The organism is Campylobacter aviculae (assembly GCF_005406215.1).
GTDB lineage: Bacteria > Campylobacterota > Campylobacteria > Campylobacterales > Campylobacteraceae > Campylobacter_D > Campylobacter_D aviculae.
Genome location: NZ_NXMA01000003.1, coordinates 45,986 through 65,039, shown reverse-complemented (window position 1 = coordinate 65,039; position 19,054 = coordinate 45,986). Strand labels below are relative to the sequence as shown.

Below are 19,054 nucleotides of genomic sequence, written 5' to 3'. Positions count from 1 at the left end.
TTTTTTAGTATATTGTACACAAATTAATCTAAAGTTGTTATAATACCTGAATAGTTTTTTAAGAGGAGAAAAAATGGCACAACCAGCTTATATAAAAATTGAAGGTTCAACTCAAGGATTAATATCAAGTGGAGCTTCAACTGAAGCTAGTATTGGAAACCGCTACCAATCAGGCCATGAAGATGAAATTATGGCTCAAGAGGTTTCTCATATTGTTACTGTTCCTGTAGATCAGCAGAGTGGACAACCATCAGGACAAAGAGTTCACAAACCCTTTTCTTTCACATGTTCATTAAATAAAGCAGTTCCCTTATTATATAATGCATTAACTAAAGGGGAAAGACTTCCAAATGTAGAAGTTCATTGGTTTAGAACATCAACAAGTGGAGGACAGGAACATTTTTTTACCACAAAATTAGAAGATGCAATTATTACAGATATAGATCTTATTATGCCAAATGCTCAAGATAAAGATAATCACGATAAAACAGAACTATTTAAAGTTTCATTAAATTATAGGAAAATCATTTGGGAACACATTGTTGCAGGAACAAGCGGAAGCGATGATTGGAGAGAGAGTAAAGCTTAGTATAAATTTTGTCAACATAATTTTGTTGACAAATTAATTTTTTTGGTGTGCCGTAATAAATTAAGCTTAATAATCAATCTCAATTTTTACAACACCAAAAATTCTAATTTTAAATGCGAAATTTTCTTTATATTATAAAACTTACATTAAAAGACTAAGAGATTTGTCCTGAGTATTTATTGTAAATTTGAATTTTTTAGAAATTAAAATTCAAGGTAAGAGCCTTGTTGCTTATTTACATAGATAAAATTGCTCAATTTTTTAAAAATAAGTCTTAACTATAACGCTAAATTTGTAAAAAATGAAATTCGGATAATTTTTGTAGATTATTTTGATTTTATAATACTATAATTACTTGAAAAAGCATAGCGATAAGCCGAGTTCTGTCTAGAATGCTCATTTATCTAGTTTTGTTTTTGCAAACAAAATCAAGCGAAGGGTTAAATAAAAGACTATAACCATCCCTTCTTGCTGCACATTGGGTTTACATAGCCGAAATTGTTGCCAAAATCGCTGGTAGGCTCTTACCCCACCGTTTCACCTTTTCCATAAATCTATGGTAGTTTTCTTTCTGTTGCACTATCCCTTAGGTTGCCCTAGCCATCTGTTAGATGGAATGTTTGTCTTTTGCAGCTCGGACTTTCCTCTTCTTTTTAGGAAGCGAGCATTTGCTATGCTTTATGTTAAATTCTAGCTAAAAATTACTTATTTTATTATCAATTTAATTATGATATCAAATAAATTTTGCTACAATGAAGACTTATTTTAATCTAAAAAGGAAAGTTATGGCATCTTATTCAATGGGTGATTTAAAAAAAGGATTAAAAATCGAAATTGATGGAATCCCTTTTAAAATAGTAGAATATCAGCATGTAAAGCCAGGCAAGGGTCCTGCTTTTGTTCGTATTAAAATTAAGTCTTTTATTGATGGTAAAGTTCTTGAAAAAACTTTTCACGCAGGAGATAAATGCGAAGCTCCGAATTTGGAAGATAAAAAAATGCAATATCTCTATGATGATGGAGAGAATTGTCAATTTATGGATACAGAGACTTATGAACAAGTTGCAATTAGCGATGAGGATGTTGGCGAGGCAAAGAAATGGATGCTTGATGGTATGATGGTAAATGTTCTTTTTCATAATGGTAAGGCCATTGGTGTGGAAGTTCCTCAGGTCGTGGAGCTTAAAATTGTTGAAACTGCTCCTAATTTTAAAGGAGATACTCAAGGATCAAACAAAAAGCCAGCTACACTTGAAACGGGCGCTGTAGTACAAATTCCTTTTCACGTTTTAGAAGGTGAAGTGATTCGCGTAGATACAGTACGTGGTGAATACATAGAAAAAGCAAATAAATAAAATTCTAATCAAAATTTTTCAATTTCTAATTTTGGTTTGTTACTAAAATTAGAAATTATATATTAGATTTTCTAGTTTTTAATAGTGGAGAAAATATGAATTGGCTATTACTTGCTTCAATTCCCTTGATTATTCTAGGTTTTGCCGTCAGATTAAATCCTTTTTTGGTTGTAACTTTTGTAGGAATTTATGCTGGAATTGTTGCTAAATTTGATTTTGTTAAAATTGTTAGCGACATCGGTCAATCCTTTGTAAATAATCGTTATGTAGCTATTATTTGGTTAATATTACCCTTACTTGCTGTCTTAGAGCGTAAGGGGTTAAAAGAGCAAGCAAAAAATTTAATTTCAAAAATTAAAACCGCTAGCACAGGGAAGATTTTAATTGCATATTTTATTTTTAGGCAAGTTACTGCAGCCTTAGGGCTCTTATCTTTAGGAGGGCATGCACAAATGATAAGACCTTTGATAGCTCCTATGGCAGAAGCTGCAGCTAAGCTCAAATTTAAAAACTTGACTCATAAAGATAATCAAAAAATAAAAGCCCATTCTGCAGCTACAGATAATGTTGCTGTATTTTTCGGAGAAGATATTTTTATAGCTGTGCATTCGATTTTATTCATTAAAGCTTTTTATGAAACTAGTGGCATTATAGTTGAGCCTATACATTTATCTCTTTGGGCCATTCCAAGTGGAATTTTGGCTTTGATTATACATTGTTCTAGGTTGTATTTGTTAGATAGAAAGCTAGAAAAAACATATAGAGGTAAATAACTTAATGATAACTCTCGATCTGCTTTACTATATAGTTGGAATTTTATTTTTGATTTTTGGAATTCTTAATTTTTTAAATCAAAATAAAAAATTAAAAGCCAGATTAAGTGGCGGAGTATTTTGGATAAGTTATAGTGTAACTTTTTTATTTGCAGGTATCTTGCCTAATTTTATTATTGGTTGTATTGTGATTTTTCTTGCTATAATTGCAGGACTTAATTGGTTAAAACCTGCAAAAATTGAAACTAGTCTTGAGGAAAAAGAATCCGAAATTCAAAGTGCTAGCATCCATAAAAATAAACTTTTTATTCCAGCATTGTTAGTGCCTTTCATAACTCTTATAGGGACTTTTTTACTTCCATATTGTAAATTTTTTGAAGCTAAAAATGCAACTTTAATTTCTTTAATTTTAGGTATTATATTTTCTTTTATTCTGGCTTGTTTTATATTTAAAGCTTCGCCTAAAAAAGCGATAAAAGATGCAACAAATACTATGGATCACATAAGTTGGGCAGCTTTATTGCCTCAAATTTTAGCCACACTTGGAGTTATTTTTGTCTCCACAGGAATGGGGAGTGAGGTTGAAAAGCTGTTGTCAAATTACATTTCCCTTAGTAATAATTTTGTAGCTGTAGCGGTTTATTGTATATGTATGGCACTTTTAACCATGGTTATGGGAAATGCTTTTGCAGCTTTTCCAGTTGCCAGTGCGGCAATTGCTGTTCCTATTTTGATTATGCAAATGCATGCAAATCCTGCTATTATAGGTGCTATAGGTATGCTTAGTGGATTTTGTGGCACTTTAATGACTCCTATGGCTGCTAATTTTAATATAGTCCCAGCCGCTCTTTTAAATTTGGATGATAAAAGTGGAGTAATCAAGGCACAATTTATGTCTGGGATTCTTTTATTAATAAGTAATATTTTTTTAATGTATTTTTTAGCTTTTAAATTTTAAGGAGATAATAATGAAAGAATTAATTAAACAATTTAGCTCTATAGCCTTAGAGAATATTTTTAGAGAGTTGCCAAATAAAATTACCCACTCTTTTAATAATCTTGATGATATAAAAACACCTAAGCAAATGTATCCTATATTTTATGGTTCTTATGATTGGCACTCTAGTGTACATTCTCATTGGCTTTTGGTTAAAATTTTAAGAAATTTTGCCGAATTTGCTCCGGTTGATGAGATTATAAAGGTTTTAAATTCTCAATTTAACAAAGAAAAAGCCGACGGAGAATTAAAATATTTAGAAAATCCAGCTCATAAAGGATTTGAAAGACCTTATGGATGGGGATGGTTTTTAAAGTTGGCTTTAGAGATTAATTTACTCGCTAAAGAAAATAAGGATGCACAAGTGTGGGCTAAAAATTTAGAAAGCATTGCAGATTTTTTTGTGAAAGAATTTAAAGAATTTTTACCCAAAATGGATTATCCAATCCGAGTAGGAACCCATTTTAATAGCTCTTTTGCATTGTATTTTGCTTTAGAATTTGCAAGATTTAAAAAAGATATAGAATTAGAACAATGTATTATAAAAAGTGCTAAAAAATGGTTTTTAAATGATAAAAACATGCAGGTTTTAGAGCCTTGCGGAGATGAGTTTTTATCTCCAGTTTTAATGGAAGCTGTACTTTTAAGTGCTATTTTACCTAAGGATGAATTTAGAAATTTTTTTAAAGAATATTTACCAAATTTAAATAAAAAAGAACCACAAACTCTTTTTAATCCCGCAAGAGTAAGTGATAGAAGTGATGGTAAAATCGCACATTTAGATGGGCTTAATTTGAGTCGTTCTTGGTGTTTAAAAATTCTATCTAATTTTTGTGATGAAGGATTGAAAAATATTTTAAGAGAAAATGCTGCTGAACATTTTAATGAAGCTATAGCACACATAGAAGAAGATTATCTTGGATCTCATTGGCTTGGAAGTTTTGCTTTGCTTGCCTTGGATGTAGAGTTAAAGTGAAATTTGGGTAAAATGGTTACGAAATTAGATATCTTTTAAATAAAGTTTTGTTTTTTATAGTCTAAAATTGATATTTTTGTTATTATTGGATTATATAGAATTTATCAAGGAAGACGGTATTGGTTCTTTTAATTGTTTTTTGTATCGCTTTAGCGATTATTTTAGGCTATATCACTAAATGTAATGTTGGAATTTTTGCAATTGTTTTTGCTTATATTATAGGGACTTTTTTAATGGATATGGATCCTAAAAAGATATTAGGATTTTGGCCTATATCTATCTTTTTTGTTATCCTTGCAGTGTCTTTATTTTATAATTTTGCCATAGTTAATGGAACTCTTGAAAAATTAGCCAACCACTTGATGTATCGATTTGTAAATTATCCCTATCTTCTTCCTTTTGTAGTTTTTATTTCAAGTGCGATTATAGCAGCTTTAGGAGCTGGATTTTATACGGTTTTAGCCTTTATGGCTCCTCTTACATTTTTGCTTTGTGATAAAGCGGGTTTAAGTAAAATTGCTGGTGCCATGGCAATTAATTATGGTGCTTTAGGAGGTGCTAATTTTATGACTTCTCAAAGTGGCATAATCTTTCGCACTCTTATGGAAAATTCTGGAGTACAAGCAAATGCTGCATTTTTAAATTCTGGAGTGATTTTTATCACAACTATCATCATACCTATATTTGTTTTATCGTTTTTTGTCTTGAGTGCCTTTAAAAATAAGATACAACTTAGTTCTATAGTCAAACCACAAGTTTTTGATAAAAAACAAAAAATAACTTTATTTTTGATGCTATTAATGATGTTTATTGTATTAATAGGTCCTATTTTGCATGTTGTTTTTCCTAAAAATATTTTAATCGATTACTTTAACAAAAAAATAGATATTGCTATGATTGCTATTATTTTTGTTGCAATTGCTTTATTTTTGAAACTTGCAGATGAGAAGAAGGTTATTGCTTTAATTCCATGGAATACTTTGATTATGATTTGTGGAGTGGGAATGCTTATCGGTGTAGCGATTGAAGCAAAAACTATTGACTTGCTTTCTAGTGCCGTAAGACATGATGTTTATATTATTTTTATTCCGATTATATTATGCATTGTAGCAGCATTTATGTCATTTTTTTCAAGTACTTTAGGAGTGGTAACTCCAGCACTTTTTCCTATAGTACCAAGCATTGCTTTAAGTAGTGGTTTAAATGAAACTTTACTATTTGTTTGTATAGTTGTAGGAGCACAGGCTTCAGCGATTTCTCCTTTTTCCTCCGGAGGAAGTTTGATTTTGGGTGCTTGTCCGCAAAATTATAAAGAAAAATTATTTAAAGATTTATTGATAAAGGCAATACCTTTAGGTTTTATAGCTGCTATTTTAGCCGCGATAATTTTGAGTTTCATTTTAAAAGGGAATTAAATGAAGATCGATACTCATGCACATATTTTTTTAAAAAAATTAAAAATGATCAAGAACGCTCGTTATAAACCTGATTATGATGCGAGTTTTAAAGATTATAAAAATAATTTAGATCGCTTTGGTTTTGATAAAGGCGTTTTAATACAACCTAGCTTTTTAGGAACTGATAATGAATTTTTACTTGATAGTATCGAACACGATAAAGATGTAAAAGCAGTGGTTGTAGTGGATGAAAATATCACTTTTGAAGAATTAAAAGAGTTAAAAAATAGAAAGGCTTGTGGAGTAAGATTAAACCTTATAGGTAAAAATTTAATAGATTTTGAAAATTCAACTTGGAGTAATTTTTTTGAAAATTTGTATAAACTAAAAATGCAGGTTGAAATTCAACAGGATTTAGATGAACATCTTGTGCAAACCGTTAAAACAATTTTATCTTTTGATTGTGATATAGTGATAGATCATTTATGTCGCTCAAGCATTGATAGGAAAAATTTTGAAGATCTTTTAAAGCTTAAAAATTCAAAGATTTTTTTTAAAGTCAGTGGATTTTATAGAGCTAAATTTGATAAGGCAAAAACTATAGAGGGTATTAAATTTGCAAAAATAATATATGAGAGTTTAAAAGAACATTTTTCTATTTCTAATTTTGTTTTTGGGAGCGATTGGCCTCATACGAATTTTGAAAAGGATATAGACTTTAAATTGGCATTTAATGCTTTTGAACAAATTGTTAGTTCCAAAAAGGAGCAAGAAAAAATTTTAGGAGAAAATGCTTGTAAATTATTTGATTTTTAATTTTTTATTTAAAAGAAATTTATATTTTTAATTTCTTATTTAAAATAAATTTGATAAACTATAAAAAATTATAGATAATGAAAGGTGAAAAAATGAAAAAAATAGATTTAATCATCGTTGGAGCAGGTCCAACAGGTATAGCTTGTGCAGTTGAAGCAAAGTTAAAAAATAAAGAAGTTTTAATCTTAGAAAAGACAAATAATATATGTCAAACTTTAGTACAATTTTATAAAGAAGGTAAAAGAGTAGATAAGGTTTATAAAGGATGCGAAGGTGTTAATTATGGAAACATTCCTTTTGAAGATGGTACAAAAGAAAGCACTATAGAATTATTTGAAAATGTTTTAAAACAATACAATATAGAAATAGAATTTGGCTCAGAAGTTGAGAGTGTAAAAAATGAAAATGGTGTTTTTGTAGTAAGTACAGGCAAAGGAACCTACGAGTGTAAAAATATCATTGTCGCTATCGGTAGAATGGGCAAACCTAATAAGCCTGATTATAAACTTCCTATGACTTTAACTAAAATCATTAATTTTAATGCGAATTCGGTTTTAGGAAATGAAAAAATTCTTGTTGTTGGGGGTGGAAATTCTGCCGCTGAATATGCTGTTGATCTAGCAAATTCAAATAATGTAAGTCTTTGTTATCGTAAAAAAGAATTTACAAGATTAAATGACATTAATCTTAAAGATATCACCGAGGCAGGAAATTCAGGAAAAGTGAATTTGAAGCTTGGTATTGATATTGAAGAAGTTGAAGATGAAAATGGCAAGGCTAAGGTTAAATTTAATGATGGAACGAATGAAATTTATGATAGGATTATTTATGCTATCGGTGGATCTACTCCGCTTGATTTTCTGCAAAAATGTGGTATTGAAGTCGATGATAAGGGTGTTCCTTTGATGGATGAAAATAAGCAGAGCAATGTTAAAGGTATATTTGTAGCAGGAGACATTGCAACTAAAAATGGAGCAAGTATTATTACAGGACTTAATGACGCTGCCAAGATACTTTCTATTTTGTAAAATTTTAGCCCTTTAGGGTTAAAATTTGACTTATTGAAGATATAATGTTATAATTTGTCTGAATTATAAAAATTCAAAAGCTATTATCATGCGAAATAAAACTGAATTAAATAAACTTACGATTAAAATTTTCTACTTAAATTCTTATACTTTAGGATGTTTAGCATTCTATTAGCGATCTTAAAGAGTATTTTTATTTGAAAATATTTTTTAAGGATAAACTATGTCAAATCTTTTTAGCACTTTAAGCCCCTTCAGGCTTTTTGTAAAGTGTGCCGTGCCCAATATGATTAGTATGGCATTTCTTTCACTTTATTATATTATAGATGGAATTTTTGTTGGTAAATATCTAGGAAGTGATGCTTTAGCAGCTTTTGCTTTGATCATTCCTTTTATTATGATGTCTTTTGCATTGTCTGACACTATAGCGATTGGTTCTGCTGTTCAAATTTCTATGAAATTAGGACTTGGTAAGAAAAAATTGGCTGGAAAAATTTTTAGCTCTAGTTTGGTGATTATTTTTCTATTTTCTTGTTTGGTTGGAATTTTAGAGTATATATTAGCACCTATTTTGATCAATTTTTTAAACGTGAGTGATGAGATTAAACTGATGGCAAAAGAATGTATGCTTGTTTTTGCTTTGTTTGCACCTTTTACTATGTTTTCTTTTGCTTTAGATAATTATTTACGAATTTGTGGTAAGACCACTTATAGTATGCTAGTTAATGTTATTCTTGCTTTGACCAATATCTTATTTGATTATATTTTTATAGTTGTTTTAGGTTGGGGCTTGTTTTCTGCTGCACTTGCAACTTGTTTAGGTTTGGTTTTGAGTGGAATTTTTGGAATCATTCCTTTTTTGTTTCAAAATTTAGAATTGCGTTTTTCTTTACCTTATTTTAATTTCAAACTTTTTAAAAATATTTTTTATAATGGAAGTAGTGAATTTTTTAACAATGTTTCAGGCTCGCTTTATGGCGTTTTTGCTAATTTTGTTTTACTTAGAATAGCTGATGTTAAGGCTGTTGCTGGATTTTCTATCATAGTTTATATAGATACTTTTATCATGATGCTTATCATTGCTATGGCTGATGCTATGCAGCCAGCATTAAGTTATAATTATGCAAAAAAAGACTTTTCTCGTATAGTATCGCTTTTAAAAGTTATATTTTTAGCTGGAGCTATTTTATCGATTATTGTATTATTGTTAATCTATTTTCTAGGTTATGATTTGGTCGGATTTTTTGCCAAAAATGATGATGTTGATTTTATTAATTTTACTTATATGGCTTTAGTTCTTTTTTCTTTAAATTACATTTTTGCCTGGTTTAATGTATTGAGCAATTCTTTTTTAACTGCTTTTAATAAGCCTAGTTTTTCTCTAATTTTAAGCTTGAATCAAAATTTATTTATTCCTTTATGTTTTCTTTTTGTTTTATCTTATTTTATGGGTTTAAATGGAGTATGGCTTACGCCGTTTTTTGCAGAATTATGCGTAATGATTTTAGCAATATTTTTTTTAAAAAGATGCTTAAAATAGCTTTTGGTTTTTTTAGATATTTATGTGTTATGTGAATTTTTAAGTTTTTTTGCTAGAATTTTGAAACATTATAAGTTTAAGGAAAAAGATGCAACAAGAGCATTTTGATTTGGATTTAGAACGTGCAATTTTAAGTAGTTGTATTATGAGTGAAGATGCTTATGCTAGTATAGCAGGAGACATTGATCCAAAAGATTTTAGTTTAAAGGCACATCAAGATATTTTTAAAGCTATAATCGCTTGTGTGAATTCAGGAGAGCCTATATCTATAAGTTTTCTAAAAAAGCATAAAAAATTAGATGAGCAAATTTTAAATGAGGTCATTGCAACACCTTCGATGATTGATTTGCCTGCTTACGTTAATGAACTTCGTGAAAAATCAATCAAAAGGCAACTTTTAAGTTTTGCACATCTTCTACCAACTCGCATCAATGATAATCGTGCTGTGAGTGAAATTTCAGATGAAATCAGTAAAGAAATTTTTAATCTAACAAATCGTATCAATACAAATGATATTAAAGACGTAGAGCTTGTTTTAAGCGAACTTTTAGAAGAGTTTAAAAAACAAAAAACTCTTGAAAATAAGTCTATTATAGGCTTAGATACTGGGTTTGAGGATCTAAATTATATGACTAAAGGTTTTAAAGATGGTGAGCTTATCATCATTGCTGCTCGTCCTGGTATGGGAAAAACAACTTTGTGTTTAAATTTTATCGATCAAGTATTAAAGAAAGATCAGGGTGTGGTTATGTTTTCTTTGGAAATGCCTGCTACTCAGATTATGCAAAGGCTTTTGTCTGCAAAAACTTCCATTCCTTTGCAAAAAATTCTTACTGCTGATCTTAATGATGATGAATGGGATCGCATAGGTGATGCTTGTAATATGTATTCTAAAAAAAAGCTTTTTATTTATGACAGTGGTTATGCGACAATAACTGATGTTAGAGCTATTTTAAGACGCTTAAAAGCACAAGAAGAAAGTATAAAGCTTTGTGTGATTGATTATATTGGACTTATGATGAGTAATTCCAATTTTAATGACAGGCATTTACAGGTGAGTGAGATTTCAAGAGGATTAAAACTTTTAGCTAGAGAATTAGATATGCCAATCATTGCACTTTCGCAATTAAATCGTTCTTTAGAACAGCGTGCAAATAAGCGTCCTATGATGAGTGATTTGCGTGAGAGTGGGGCAATAGAACAAGATGCGGATACAATCTTGTTTGTGTATCGTGATGAGATTTATCGAGATCAAGAAGAGAAAGAGCGGGAAAATAAAGCTAAGGCAGAGGGAAAAACATATCAAAGAGTTTTTATTCCAAATCCTATGCAGGAAAATGCTGAAATTTTAGTTGGAAAAAACAGAAACGGTCCGGTTGGAACTGTTGAGGTTTTATTTTTGAAAGAAAAATCGTGCTTTGTAGATAAACCAAAATTTGAAAGCACAGAATTTCAAGAATGATATTTAAGTATGAAAGTAATGGTGGATTTAGCAGGACTCGAACCTGCGACCAACCGGTTATGAGCCGGTTGCTCTAACCAACTGAGCTATAAATCCTTAAAAGTGAGAATTATAGCTTATTCTTGCTTAAAAATATTTTATTTATTTGTCCAAGAATATCTGAAAGTAATCAGATGTTGCAATATTCCAAAAAAAATCATAAAAATAGTAAAAGAGCTTCCCCCATAACTAAAAAAAGGTAAAGGAATTCCAACAACTGGAGCAAAACCTATAGTCATAGAAATATTTACTGCAACATAGATGAAAATAAATAAAGCCACGCAATTAACTACTACTCGAGTAAAATAGTCATCTTTTAGTTTGTGATTGAGACTTAAAAGATGAAAAATAAGTAGAATATAAAGCAAAATTAAAACCAATCCTCCTAAAAATCCCAATCTTTCAACCAAATACGCAAAAATAAAATCACTTGTAGATATAGGTAAGAAATTGAAATGAGTTTGGGTTGCTTCATCTTCTGATTTTCCAGTAAGACCTCCATTTCCTATGGCTATCATGGATTGAGCTACTTGATAACTTGGTTTTTCTGCTATAAAATCATGAATTCTTTGTTTTTGATAAGGTTTTAAAAGATGTGTATAAATTATAGGGGAGCTAATGCTTATAGCAAGAATAATACTTAACCAAATTTTATAATGTACACCTATAATAAAAAGCACTCCAAAACCAACAATTAAAAGAACCATAGCACTTCCTAGGTCAGGTTCTTTTGCTATAAGTAAAAAAGGTAAGATAATAAAAAAACTTATTTTTAGAAATTGCTTAAGTTTATAACCATTTATTGGAGGTGGATTTTGATATATAAGATAGGCAAGCATCAAAATAAAACTAGGTTTAAAAATTTCAGAAGGCTGGATTGTAAAATGAGTAAAAGGGATTTCTAACCATCGTTTCGCTCCGAGTTTTTCAACTCCAAAAATATCCACGCTCAGGAGTAAAAGAATATTAATCCAGTAGGCTATAGGTATAAGCCAAATTAATTTTCGAATTGGAACAATAAAAAAAATAAAAAATGCAATTAGACCAACGCAAGTATAAACAAGCTGTTTTTCTGCTAATAAGGCATTTGCTTCAAAAATTAAAAAGAAAGAAAGAAGTACAATGGGGATAAATAATAAGGGTTGCATATAATCAAAATGCGTTAATATTCTTCTATCTAATACGAACAAAATTTGCCTTTAGTTTATTATTTTAATTTAAAATTATACTCAAATTCTGATATTATTTGGAAACAATTATAGGAAAAATGCAAACTTTTTTAGCAAATGAAAATTCAAGATTAGATATTTTTTTAGCAAAAGTATTAAATCAAAGCCGTAATCAAGTGGCACTGTTAGTGGAAAAAAAATGCGTTCAGGTAAATTCTAAAATTCAAAATAAAAATTCATTTAAGTTAAAAATTGGAGATGAAATTTCTCTTAAATTACCTTGCATTAACGAGAAAGAAAAACTTTCTTTTGATGTGGATTTTAATATAGAAATTTTATATGAAGATGAAGATTTGCTCGTTTTAAATAAGCCTTCAAGTTTGATTGTACATGGAGCAAGTAGTGTTAAGGGTTTAACTTTAGTAGATTGGTTGATTGCGAAAAATTATACTTTATCCAATTTAGGCGGAGAAATACGTGCAGGATTAGTTCACCGATTAGATAAAGATACAAGTGGTGCTATACTTATAGCTAAAAATAATTCTACTCATCAAAAACTTAGCGAGCAATTAAGCAATAAAACTATGGGAAGAATTTATCTTGCGTTAATTGATTTGTCACTAAAAGAAGATAAAATTACTATTGAAAAAGCCTTAGCAAGATCTCAAACCAATGCTATTAAAAAGGTAGCAGTAAGCGATAAAACTAAAGGCTGTAAATACGCTAAGAGTGCCTTTGTTAATTTGGTTAGTAATGAAGATGTTAATCTTATAGCCGCTAAACTTTTTACCGGTAGAACGCATCAAATTAGGGCACATTTAGCGAGTATAAATCGTCATATTTTAGGCGATAAATTATATGGTTATAAAGGGAAATATGATTGTAGGGTAATGCTTCATGCTTATTTGTTATATTTTACCCATCCAAAAAAAAGAGAAACTATTTTTGTTAAAGCTCCTTTGATGGAGGATTTTAAAAATATTTTACAAACAAAATTTATTTTAGGAGAGATTGATGAAAAAATTTCACTTGAGTCTTTGCTTGAGCATTTTAGTTCTTTTGTTTAGTGCTTGCAGTGTTTCACAGGTTAATTCAAATAAAGAGGTATTGATTGATGAGAGTTTGCCTAAAATGGATAATTTAAAAAGCCTTAGTGATATGAGTAATATAGCTTTTGAATGGGAGCCTCTATATAATGACAATATACAAGGTTTTTACTTGTATCGATCTAGTGATATCGATCCTCAATTTAAGCTTATAGCAACCATTAAGGATAAATTTCAAACTCATTATACAGATACTAATCTTGATCCTAATACGAGATATTATTATAAAATGAGAAGCTTTGATAGTCAAGGACATATTTCAGAAGATGGTAAAGTTTTAGAAGCAAAGACCATGCCAAGACTTGAAGCCCTTCCTTTTGTTCAAGCAGTGACTGATTTGCCAAATCGTATTAAATTAATTTGGCGTCCTCATCCTGATTTAAGAGTTAATTCTTACATTGTTGAAAGATCAAAAAGCAATGAAGATAATTTTAAAAAAATTGCTGAAGTAAAGAATCGTTTAAGTGCAGAGTATATAGATGAGGATTTGAAACCTAATGAAAACTTTAATTATCAAATCATTGCTGTAAGTTTTGATGGTATAAGAAGCGAACCTAGTCAAGTGTTAAATTCTACCAGCAAAGCTTTACCTCCAGAAGTTAGAAATTTAAGTGCAAGTTTAGATGGATCCAATAAAATCATTTTAACTTGGGATACGCCTGTATATAAAGATTTTTCTTATTATAAAGTCTATTCTACAAGTTCAAGCATTCTTCCTTATTCTCTTATTGCTAAAACTGATAAAAATTCTTATGAAGATATAGTAGAAGGTTCAGATGAAACTAAATATTATAAAGTTACTATGGTAGATATTTATGGATTAGAAAGTCCTATGCCAGTAAATGGAGTTGAGGGTAGAACTTTAGGAATCCCAGCTACTCCTAGTATCATATTAGCTCAAATTACTTCAGATGGAATTAATCTTGAATGGACTGATGGAGATTCTAGAGCTGTAGAATATGAAGTCAGGCGTTATGGTGGAGAGCAAAATGCTATTTTTAAGGGCATAAAAGAGAAAAGATTAAAAGATATTAAAGCTTTGCCAGGTGTAGAGTATAACTATGAAGTTATTTCTATTGATTCAGCTGGGTTGCGTTCAAAACCTTCAAAAAGAGTTAAAGCAGCACAATAGTGCCAAATTTTAAAGTTAAAAACATTCAAGATCTTATTCTACCTTGTAAAAAAGAAGAGGTAGAATTTGCATGGTTGGCTGAAAATAATAACGTGATTTTAGTATATACAAAACTAGAAGAAGAAAATTTCTTTTTGCAAATTAAAAAGGAAAAGAATAGTTTTATTATTAAAGCCGATAAGCATACCAAGCCTTCCAAAATAGCTTATTTACAAAAAGCCTTACAAGTTTTTAAAGATAGTTTTTGTAAAAATGAAGATGTTATTAGTGAGTCTTTTGCATTTAAGCAAAATGCATTTATTAAAGAAACTCCTTTGATTGCTCAAAATTTCGAACAATTAATCACCAAAATTAAAGGAAGAATTTATATTGAAATAGGTTTTGGTTCCGGTAGACATTTACTTTATCAAGCCAAAAATAATCCGGGTATTTTGGTGGTTGGAGTTGAAATTTATAATCCAGCAATCACTCAAGTGGCTAAACTTGCAAAAGCTCAAAATCTTGATAATATTTTACTGATACAAAGTGATGCAAGACTTTTATTAAGTGTGCTTGAATCAAATTCTGTTGAAAAAATTTTTTTACACTTTCCTGTTCCTTGGGATAAAAAGCCACACAGACGAGTTATAACAAGGGATTTTTGTGAGGAATGTGCGAGAGTTTTGGGTAAGAATGGAAGATTTGAGCTTAGAACTGATAGTTATGAATATTTTGATTTTACACTTAAACAATTTTTGTATTTTAATACTCCAAAATTCAGTCTTAGAAAAAATGAAGATTTAGAAATTTCTAGTAAGTATGAAGATAGATGGAAAAGACAAAATAAAGATATTTTTGATCTTTGGGTATGGAATTTAGATAAAACGAGCAACGATATTGTATTAGATGATTTTGATTTATCAGATATTGTATTTGATCAAAATGATTTAATACTTTTGGAAAAAAATTTTAAGAATTTAACCTTAAAAGAGGATAATTTTTTTCTTCATTTTGAAAATTTATATAAAGCAAAACAAGGTCTGCTTTTAAAGGTGGCTTTTGGAGCATTTAATAAACCTGAACATTGTTATTTTTATATAGATAAAAAAATCAATTTTATATTTCAAAAACCTTTTAAGATTAAAGAAAATTTAAAAGCGATAGAAAAATTAAAAAAGGTACTTAAATTTCATTTTGATATTACGTTATTTTCTTGAAATTTAAGTAAAAACAAAGCATAATTAAAAAATTTGAAAATTAAAGAGGAATAAAAATGCCCAATTTGATTCAGGCAAATAAACTTTCTTTGGGTTATGATGAACTTGTATTAAAAGAAGTGAGTTTTGCATTTAAAGACGATGATTTTGTTTTTATTACAGGAAAAAGTGGGAGTGGTAAAAGTACGCTTTTAAAATCCTTTTATGGTGATTTAGAGCTTCTTTCTGGACAACTTCAAGTATGTGGTTCTTCTATGAAAAAAATCGGAAATTTAGAGCTTTTAAAATTACGTCAAAGAATAGGAATTATTTTTCAAGATTATAGACTGATACAAGAATATAGCGTAGAAAAGAACGTTATGCTTCCTTTGATGATTAAAGGATATAGTAAAAAAGTGTGTCAAGATCAAGCAAATAAACTTTTAAAACATGTAAATTTAACTTTTAAAGCAGATAAATTACCCAATCAATTAAGCGGTGGAGAGCAACAACGCGTGGCTATGGCTAGAGCATTAGCACATAATCCTAAACTTTTGCTTTGTGATGAGCCTACGGGAAATTTGGATGAATATTCTTCAGATATTATTTGGACGCTTTTAAAGTCGGCTAGAGAGCTTTTGGGAACTTGTGTGGTGGTAGTTACTCATAGAATACCGGTTAATTTAAGATTAAATTATCGTCGGTTTAATATAGAAAATGGAACAATGAATGAAATTTTTTAGAACACATTTATCTTTGATTTTGCCTTTACTTTTTATGATGTTTGCGTTTGAATTTATTTTGCTAACTAATTCGACTTTAAAGTATTATGAAGAACTCGCAAATAAGGATTATAACATAGTAGCTGTTAGTTCGAGCGAACTTGATCAAAATGTTATTAAAACTAAAATACCTTCTTTTTCTAGTTTGGAAATTTTAGATCCAAAAAATTTAATAGAACGTTTAAAAAATGATATTTCAGATAAAAATTTAAAGGCCTTGAAAAATTCTTTACCTAAGTTTTATAGTATTAAATTAAGCTATTTACCTGATCAAAATGAACTTGATGTAATCAAAAAACAACTTTTAAGTATTTCAGGTATTAGCAAAGTGGAAACTTTTGCTAAAACACATGATAAAGTTTATTCTTTACTCGTTTTAATGAAATTTGTATTTTGGTTATTTTTGTTTATTATCATCATTCTTTCTTTTGTTTTATTTTTAAAGCAGATGAGAATTTGGCTTTTTGAGCATACTGAACGTGTGGAAATTATGTGCCTTTTTGGAGCACCATTTTGGTTTAGATCTTTTATGCTTTATAAGATTGTATTTGCGGATTGTTTGATTGCCTTTATTATTTTGTTGATATTTTTTACCCAAATTTATAATCTTGAAATTATTCAAAATCAATTAAAGGCAGTCGATATAGTATTGCCCCCAATCAATTTTGTTTTACAGCTTAGTTTGATTTTCTTAGCAACTTTATTTGCATGTTTATTATTTGTAAATTCTGTAATGTTTAGGGTCAAAAAATGACAAAAAAGATTTTTTTTATCTTTTTGTTTCTTTTTTTGACTTATGAACAAATCAATGCGAATGCTCTAAATGAAAAAACTAAAAATTTAGAAGAAAATAAACGCATACAACAACAACTAAATAAAAAACTTGAAGATTTAGCAAGTGATATATTAAATGGAGAAAAAACTTTAAAAGATTTGAGTTTGCAAATTCAAATACTTAACTCTCAAACGGCTAAACTTGAAGAAAGTGCAAAAGTTCAATATAAAGAGCTTAATATGCTTACTAGTCAAAATAGCAATCTTTTAAAAAGTAAAGCAAATATGGAAGGTAAGCTTATAGCTTTATTAGCGAAAGATTTTGCTTATGATCTACCTATACCTGAAGGTTATGTTGAAGGAAAAGAAAGTTTTCTGGCTTTTGAGGTTTTAAGTGGTTTAGATAAAGTTTTAAATAGTGAAATTTTTAAACTCTCTAAGGATTATGAAGGAATAACTAAACTTATTGATGATAAGCAAACTCAAATTAAAAAAATTAATGATAATTTGAAAGATTATAATGATCAGATAACAAGACTTCAAGATTTAAGAAAAAAACAGCTTGATGAGATTAACAAGCAAAAGATGGATCGAGCAATTTATTCTAAGAAGCTTCAAAATTTACAAGCTCAACAAGATGAGTTAAGAAAAACTCTTGATCAGCTAAGAATTATACAAAGAAAGCAACAAGAACAGCAAGAGCAAAAAAGTTCAAAAATTGCAAATAATAATCAAAAAATTCGTCAGCTTGGATCGAGTTATCAAGGAAGTGCTATCAAGCGTTATACTGGAAAAAAAACTATAGCTCCACTTGATTCTTTTACGGTTAAACAGAAATTTGGAAACTATATTGATCCGATTTATAATATTAAAATTTTCAATGAAAGTGTGGTCTTAAAAAGTAAAAAATCAGATGCTATGGTTAAAAATGTTTTAGATGGTAAGGTGGTTTTTGCAAAAGATACAAGTATGTTAGCACGCGTTGTGATTGTGGAACATGATGATGGGATACACACAATTTATGCACATTTAGATAAAATAGCTCCCAATATTAAAGTAGGTAAAAATATAAAAAAAGGAGTAATAGTAGGTAGAATAAAAAGTGATTTGACTTTTGAAGTAACGCAAAAAAATTTTCATATCAATCCTTTGGAACTTATTAGTTTAAATTAGCTAAATTTAATTCACTTTAAAATATAATTTTATGAAAATAAGGAGAGAGTATGCAAGATAAGAAAAGAGTTTTAGTAAAATTTTCAGGCGAGGCTTTGGCCGGAGAAAATGGTCTTGGTATTGAAAATTCCATTTTAAAATTTATAGCAAATGAAATTAAAGAATTGATAAAAAATGATATAGAAGTAGGTATAGTAATAGGCGGAGGAAATATAATTCGAGGTGTTTCTGTAGCCAAAGGAGGGCTTATTAAACGTACAAGCGGAGATCATATGGGCATGCTTGCAACTGTGATTAATGCTATTGCTATTCAAGAAGCCTTGGAGAGTTGTGGATTAGATGTTAGAGTTCAAAGCGCTATACAAATGGAAGCTTTTTGTGAGACTTACATTATGAGAAGAGCGCATAGGCATTTGGAAAAAGGTCGAGTGGTGATTTTTGCTGCTGGAACTGGAAATCCTTACTTTACAACGGATACTACAGCTATTTTAAGAGCTGTAGAAATCAACGCACAAATGGTAATCAAAGCCACAAAAGTCAATGGAGTTTATGATAAAGATCCAAATAAATTTGACGATGCAGTATTTTTACAAACTTTAACTTATGATGAAGCTATGCAAGATAATATTAAAGTAATGGATGATACGGCTATTGCCTTGGCTAAAGATAATTCCTTGCCAATAGTGGTTTGTAATATGTTTGAAGAAGGAAATCTGCTTAAAATTATACAAGGCGATACAAGCCTTTGTTCCATAGTTAAAAATTAATAAG

General features: G+C 29.5%; 18 protein-coding genes, 1 tRNA gene and 1 other RNA gene. 17 read left to right on the top strand and 3 right to left on the bottom strand.

Features of this window, described 5'->3' with window-relative positions:
* The first annotated feature begins 73 nt into the window (after positions 1–73).
* A complete protein-coding gene (locus CQA76_RS02020) occupies positions 74–589 on the top strand; it encodes an Hcp family type VI secretion system effector (protein WP_137621785.1) in 516 nt (171 codons plus the stop codon).
* Between the two features lie 356 nt (positions 590–945).
* Here CQA76_RS02020 and rnpB read toward each other — a convergent pair.
* An RNA gene (rnpB, locus tag CQA76_RS02015) (RNase P RNA component class A) lies at positions 946–1,269 on the bottom strand.
* 105 nt (positions 1,270–1,374) lie between these two features.
* On the opposite strand from rnpB, the gene efp reads away from it, so the two are divergent.
* The 9 genes from efp to CQA76_RS01970 all read left to right on the top strand — a co-directional run bounded on the left by efp (position 1,375) and on the right by CQA76_RS01970 (position 10,933).
* On the top strand, positions 1,375–1,944 hold the full coding sequence (gene efp / locus CQA76_RS02010) for an elongation factor P (protein ID WP_137621784.1): 570 nt from the start codon (positions 1,375–1,377) through the stop codon (positions 1,942–1,944).
* Positions 1,945–2,039: 95 nt separating this feature from the next.
* The gene (locus tag CQA76_RS02005) at positions 2,040–2,717 is read left to right on the top strand and encodes a DUF969 domain-containing protein (protein ID WP_137621783.1); all 678 of its coding nucleotides are present in this window, start codon (positions 2,040–2,042) and stop codon (positions 2,715–2,717) included.
* Positions 2,718–2,721: 4 nt separating this feature from the next.
* Positions 2,722–3,675, top strand: a complete 954-nt coding sequence (locus CQA76_RS02000; RefSeq protein WP_137621782.1) for a DUF979 domain-containing protein — start codon at positions 2,722–2,724, stop codon at positions 3,673–3,675.
* Between the two features lie 10 nt (positions 3,676–3,685).
* The gene (locus tag CQA76_RS01995; RefSeq protein ID WP_137621781.1) at positions 3,686–4,690 is read left to right on the top strand and encodes a DUF2891 domain-containing protein; all 1,005 of its coding nucleotides are present in this window, start codon (positions 3,686–3,688) and stop codon (positions 4,688–4,690) included.
* Positions 4,691–4,809: 119 nt separating this feature from the next.
* Positions 4,810–6,105, top strand: a complete 1,296-nt coding sequence (locus tag CQA76_RS01990; RefSeq protein WP_137621780.1) for an SLC13 family permease — start codon at positions 4,810–4,812, stop codon at positions 6,103–6,105.
* Positions 6,106–6,903: an amidohydrolase family protein gene (locus CQA76_RS01985; RefSeq protein ID WP_137621779.1), complete on the top strand. Its 798-nt coding sequence runs from the start codon at positions 6,106–6,108 to the stop codon at positions 6,901–6,903.
* Between the two features lie 92 nt (positions 6,904–6,995).
* A complete protein-coding gene (locus CQA76_RS01980) occupies positions 6,996–7,931 on the top strand; it encodes an NAD(P)-binding domain-containing protein (protein ID WP_137621778.1) in 936 nt (311 codons plus the stop codon).
* A gap of 223 nt (positions 7,932–8,154) precedes the next feature.
* Entirely contained in the window at positions 8,155–9,471 is a 1,317-nt protein-coding gene (locus CQA76_RS01975) for an MATE family efflux transporter (protein ID WP_137621777.1), read from the top strand.
* An 88-nt stretch (positions 9,472–9,559) separates the two neighbouring features.
* Complete coding sequence (locus CQA76_RS01970) at positions 9,560–10,933, top strand: replicative DNA helicase (RefSeq protein WP_137621776.1); 1,374 nt, start codon at positions 9,560–9,562, stop codon at positions 10,931–10,933.
* Between the two features lie 19 nt (positions 10,934–10,952).
* Here CQA76_RS01970 and CQA76_RS01965 read toward each other — a convergent pair.
* Together CQA76_RS01965 and CQA76_RS01960 are read right to left on the bottom strand one after the other, a co-directional pair.
* Positions 10,953–11,029, bottom strand: a tRNA-Ile gene (locus CQA76_RS01965).
* A 41-nt stretch (positions 11,030–11,070) separates the two neighbouring features.
* Complete coding sequence (locus tag CQA76_RS01960) at positions 11,071–12,162, bottom strand: FtsW/RodA/SpoVE family cell cycle protein (protein ID WP_137621775.1); 1,092 nt, start codon at positions 12,160–12,162, stop codon at positions 11,071–11,073.
* 77 nt (positions 12,163–12,239) lie between these two features.
* Between CQA76_RS01960 and CQA76_RS01955 the strand changes: the two genes are divergently transcribed.
* The 7 genes from CQA76_RS01955 to pyrH are packed head-to-tail and all read left to right on the top strand — an operon-like array spanning position 12,240 to position 19,050.
* Entirely contained in the window at positions 12,240–13,208 is a 969-nt protein-coding gene (locus CQA76_RS01955) for an RluA family pseudouridine synthase (RefSeq protein ID WP_137621774.1), read from the top strand.
* Positions 13,153–14,379 carry a fibronectin type III domain-containing protein gene (locus CQA76_RS01950; protein ID WP_137621773.1) on the top strand — a complete coding sequence of 409 codons (1,227 nt, stop codon included), beginning with the start codon at positions 13,153–13,155 and terminating at the stop codon, positions 14,377–14,379. Before CQA76_RS01955 ends, CQA76_RS01950 begins: the two co-directional genes overlap by 56 nt.
* Positions 14,379–15,575: a tRNA (guanosine(46)-N7)-methyltransferase TrmB gene (gene trmB / locus CQA76_RS01945; protein ID WP_137621772.1), complete on the top strand. Its 1,197-nt coding sequence runs from the start codon at positions 14,379–14,381 to the stop codon at positions 15,573–15,575. Before CQA76_RS01950 ends, trmB begins: the two co-directional genes overlap by 1 nt.
* A gap of 56 nt (positions 15,576–15,631) precedes the next feature.
* Positions 15,632–16,297 (top strand): cell division ATP-binding protein FtsE, encoded by a 666-nt coding sequence (locus CQA76_RS01940; RefSeq protein WP_137621771.1) that lies wholly within the window; start codon positions 15,632–15,634, stop codon positions 16,295–16,297.
* The gene (locus CQA76_RS01935) at positions 16,284–17,090 is read left to right on the top strand and encodes an ABC transporter permease (RefSeq protein ID WP_137621770.1); all 807 of its coding nucleotides are present in this window, start codon (positions 16,284–16,286) and stop codon (positions 17,088–17,090) included. Before CQA76_RS01940 ends, CQA76_RS01935 begins: the two co-directional genes overlap by 14 nt.
* Positions 17,087–18,283 (top strand): murein hydrolase activator EnvC family protein, encoded by a 1,197-nt coding sequence (locus CQA76_RS01930; RefSeq protein WP_137621769.1) that lies wholly within the window; start codon positions 17,087–17,089, stop codon positions 18,281–18,283. The genes CQA76_RS01935 and CQA76_RS01930 overlap by 4 nt, the downstream gene beginning before the upstream one ends.
* A gap of 50 nt (positions 18,284–18,333) precedes the next feature.
* Positions 18,334–19,050, top strand: coding sequence for a UMP kinase (gene pyrH / locus CQA76_RS01925; RefSeq protein ID WP_137621768.1), 717 nt, complete (start codon positions 18,334–18,336; stop codon positions 19,048–19,050).
* Positions 19,051–19,054: the final 4 nt, after the last annotated feature.

Bases quoted from the DNA above. Each gene is read 5' to 3' on its own strand.
- CQA76_RS01935 (WP_137621770.1), top strand. From the start codon at position 16,284: ATGAAATTTTTTAGAACACATTTATCTTTGATTTTGCCTTTACTTTTT.
- CQA76_RS02020 (WP_137621785.1), top strand. From the start codon at position 74: ATGGCACAACCAGCTTATATAAAAATTGAAGGTTCAACTCAAGGATTA.
- pyrH (WP_137621768.1), top strand. From the start codon at position 18,334: ATGCAAGATAAGAAAAGAGTTTTAGTAAAATTTTCAGGCGAGGCTTTG.
- CQA76_RS01975 (WP_137621777.1), top strand. From the start codon at position 8,155: ATGTCAAATCTTTTTAGCACTTTAAGCCCCTTCAGGCTTTTTGTAAAG.
- CQA76_RS01995 (WP_137621781.1), top strand. From the start codon at position 3,686: ATGAAAGAATTAATTAAACAATTTAGCTCTATAGCCTTAGAGAATATT.
- efp (WP_137621784.1), top strand. From the start codon at position 1,375: ATGGCATCTTATTCAATGGGTGATTTAAAAAAAGGATTAAAAATCGAA.
- CQA76_RS01985 (WP_137621779.1), top strand. From the start codon at position 6,106: ATGAAGATCGATACTCATGCACATATTTTTTTAAAAAAATTAAAAATG.
- CQA76_RS01970 (WP_137621776.1), top strand. From the start codon at position 9,560: ATGCAACAAGAGCATTTTGATTTGGATTTAGAACGTGCAATTTTAAGT.
- CQA76_RS01955 (WP_137621774.1), top strand. From the start codon at position 12,240: ATGCAAACTTTTTTAGCAAATGAAAATTCAAGATTAGATATTTTTTTA.
- CQA76_RS01930 (WP_137621769.1), top strand. From the start codon at position 17,087: ATGACAAAAAAGATTTTTTTTATCTTTTTGTTTCTTTTTTTGACTTAT.
- CQA76_RS01980 (WP_137621778.1), top strand. From the start codon at position 6,996: ATGAAAAAAATAGATTTAATCATCGTTGGAGCAGGTCCAACAGGTATA.
- CQA76_RS02005 (WP_137621783.1), top strand. From the start codon at position 2,040: ATGAATTGGCTATTACTTGCTTCAATTCCCTTGATTATTCTAGGTTTT.
- CQA76_RS01940 (WP_137621771.1), top strand. From the start codon at position 15,632: ATGCCCAATTTGATTCAGGCAAATAAACTTTCTTTGGGTTATGATGAA.
- CQA76_RS02000 (WP_137621782.1), top strand. From the start codon at position 2,722: ATGATAACTCTCGATCTGCTTTACTATATAGTTGGAATTTTATTTTTG.